General features: G+C 56.2%; 2 protein-coding genes. Both read right to left on the bottom strand.

Going from position 1 to position 2,771, the window contains the following annotated elements; all coding sequences use genetic code 11:
- Positions 1–104: 104 nt before the first annotated feature.
- On the bottom strand, positions 105–1,151 hold the full coding sequence (locus FS320_RS41290) for a hypothetical protein (RefSeq protein ID WP_152718377.1): 1,047 nt from the start codon (positions 1,149–1,151) through the stop codon (positions 105–107).
- 486 nt (positions 1,152–1,637) lie between these two features.
- Positions 1,638–2,594, bottom strand: a complete 957-nt coding sequence (locus FS320_RS41285) for a site-specific integrase (protein ID WP_162003577.1) — start codon at positions 2,592–2,594, stop codon at positions 1,638–1,640.
- Positions 2,595–2,771 lie beyond the last annotated feature (177 nt).

Here is a 2,771-nt window from a genome sequence, read left to right as displayed (position 1 = left end):
TGATGGGCGAAAACCAGTTGCCGAAAGTAATCGCGGGTGTCAGATTCCAGGACGGCACCGAGATCGCAACGACGCCAACACACAACGTCGCCTGATCGGCCCCATCACCCAAAATCCAGCATAGGTCTCGCAGATCTGGCTCCGGGCCAATAGCACTCGGTATCACCGCCCCACCGCCCGCCGTTCCTCATTCCAGCCTTCAAAATCCGAAGGTCAGATTGCCTGTTAAACTGCGAATGGATTTCTGTCTCCAGTGCTATCGCGTCGATCTCATCCAACTGCGCAGAGAAGTGAATTGCTTTGAGGGCAATGCCATACCGCGCCTCCAATGTTCGGGATGTGAAGCCGACTTTAACGCTCTGAATGCCAAAAACCTCAACATCCATGACGCCGATCCGGCATGGCTCACCGCGTTCGCCCGTTGCCAGTAGGTGCTTGAGACGGTGCTCGGTGTACCCGACCCGTTCATCGCCACATTGCGGGCAACCATGGCTCCCTTTCCGCGTCAGATATCCTTTAGGAACCCGGTCTTGACCATGCTTCTCACACTCGATGATCACTCGGGTAGGAGTGTAGGAGGTGTCGAGACCGATGATTTTGACATGAGCAGGCAGACAAGGTTGAAGCTTCAAAGTGTCATCGAGCGTGATCCGGCGCTCAGCGGCTCTTTGTTGCCGCCCCTCCCTGGCGCACTCCTTGCAACCTCCAAACGCCATCCCTTGATTCAGACCATTCGGAGTTGCTGGAAACTCCATGGCATGCTTGCGGCATCGAACCGTGATCGATTCCGTGGCACCCAAGTAAGGGGAGACGAGTTCATAGTCCGGATATCTCTCTGCAAAGTCCGCGCGGAATTGAGCAGCACGATTGTTCTTTCGGACTGCTCCCCTGATCAAGGGGCCACAGACGGGGCACCCGCCACCGTCCCGTTGCACGTGACCGAACGGAGTTACAGTAAACCACTGATCGTGTTCTTTGCATTGGATCTCAATCTGCGGCTGCTTCTGCGTTTCAAATTGTTCAGCCGCTTTAGAGTAATCGAAGCTGTCTCCGTGCTTGTCGCCAGCCTCACGGAACCACTTCTCGAAATTCCGTTTCCGTTTCTTGAGAGCTTCGATTGGACCTGGACGCTGTCCCTTAACTCCACCCATTTCCGCATGCCTCGAAACCAGTTCTTTGGCCTCCTCACGAGGCTATTGGCACAGCTATCATGAATCGTTGCGCTTGCCATTTCCAGCCAGCATCTGTCGGCTCAACGGGCGTCTGGCCCATACCGAATACCTTCTGATCCCCCGACAGATGGCCGGATAAAACAATTTTATGATTGGCTCCCGAGTACGATCATCGCCGCCATGGCCTGCGACTGCTCTCCACCAAGGACGGCTGAAGATAGGGCATCGAATCGGTCCTGCGCCTCAGTTCTGTCGCCCAGGTTCGTCTCAGTAAAATTATTTTGCGCCGACCCTTCCTGTGGCCGTTCCCGCCACGAGGGTGGTCGAACTGTCGGACGAGCCGTTCCAAAATCCCTTGGCCTTGCCAACGTCGCCTTCGGTTGTGTGGAGGTCATTTGGAAGCACCAAATAGCCCATACAGCGCTTCGATGTCGTTATGCGAGAGTTTCCGGGGAGTTCGGGCGGTCATAAACCCAGATCGGTGGTAACTGCGTTCGCAAACAATTCGCCCTCGCGAATGTACCGCCTGAGGACATCCATGTTTCGGTGGCGCGTGGTTGAGGCAATCTTGCGCTCCTCCACGCCACTCTTGGCTGCCTGCGTAGCGAAGCCAGCGCGCAGGCTATGACCGGAATAGTCCCCATCAAGACCGGCCCGACTGGTCCACTTCTTGACGATAAGGGCCACACTTTGGTCGGTCATTCTCGCCCCGAAATTGTCGTGCCGATCAATAGCTCGGAAGACGCGCCCCTCACTGATGCCCGCCCGCTCCAAGTAGGCTTCCAGATTTGCAACAGGGCAGAGATTTGTGTTGGTGCGTCCGATGGCGATTGCCTGACCCTCACCGAATTGATCGCCCTTGGAGCGTTTGATAACCAGCCGCATACCCTCGGGCGAAAAAGTCAGATCCGAGATTTCGAGTGCGACAAGCTCGGAGCGACGGAGGGCACCGGCCATTCCAACGAGAATTAGAGCCCGATCCCGTTGATCCGCCACAGTCTCAGATGTGTTGTCGAGGGCGCGCTTGAGCAGCGGGGTAGTCAATGCTGTGACCTGACGCTGGCGGACTGTCTTGGTTCGACGCAGGCCATCCATCACAAGGGCAATCTCGCGGCAGCGCGTATCGAAGGGGTGATCGGCCATGCGGTGAGCCGCAGCAATCGAGGACAGGCGGCGATTGAGCGTCGCCATCGAATACTGGTCTTTGTGCGCCGTCACATAAAGAGCAATGGTCCGGGGCAGGGCAGGGAGCGCCTGGAGAGTATTGACGTTGCACCAGTACGCGAAGTGAACCCAGTCGGCCTTGTAGGCGCGGATAGTGTTGGCTGAGCGAGCCTGAGCGGCAATCTCGACGGCTTCCTGTTCCACTTCGATTAAGTCAGGTGAGGGGAGGCGATCAGGTGTAGCAGCAAGATCGGTCATAGGGTTCTCAGTAGCGAGAGGATGTATTATCATTAGTCAGAAATTTGAGCTGTAGTAGCTGGAACTTGATCTGACATTTGGCGTCCGAGAGTTGGTCGGGCTCATCTGTCCGATGATGTTTTCAAGCGGCGATCATCTTCTCCTTCGCTAACGGGATTGCATCGAGGAAGGTCTGCA

It is taken from the genome of Microvirga tunisiensis, from assembly GCF_009296175.1.
Classification (GTDB): Bacteria; Pseudomonadota; Alphaproteobacteria; order Rhizobiales; family Beijerinckiaceae; genus Microvirga; species Microvirga tunisiensis.
The sequence above is the reverse complement of the archived record's forward strand: the minus strand, read 5'-3'. Positions and strand labels throughout refer to the sequence as shown.

What these genes read in the sequence shown, in the direction of transcription:
- FS320_RS41290 (WP_152718377.1), bottom strand. Translation starts at nt 1,151, where the DNA reads ATGGGTGGAGTTAAGGGACAGCGTCCAGGTCCAATCGAAGCTCTCAAG.
- FS320_RS41285 (WP_162003577.1), bottom strand. Translation starts at nt 2,594, where the DNA reads ATGACCGATCTTGCTGCTACACCTGATCGCCTCCCCTCACCTGACTTA.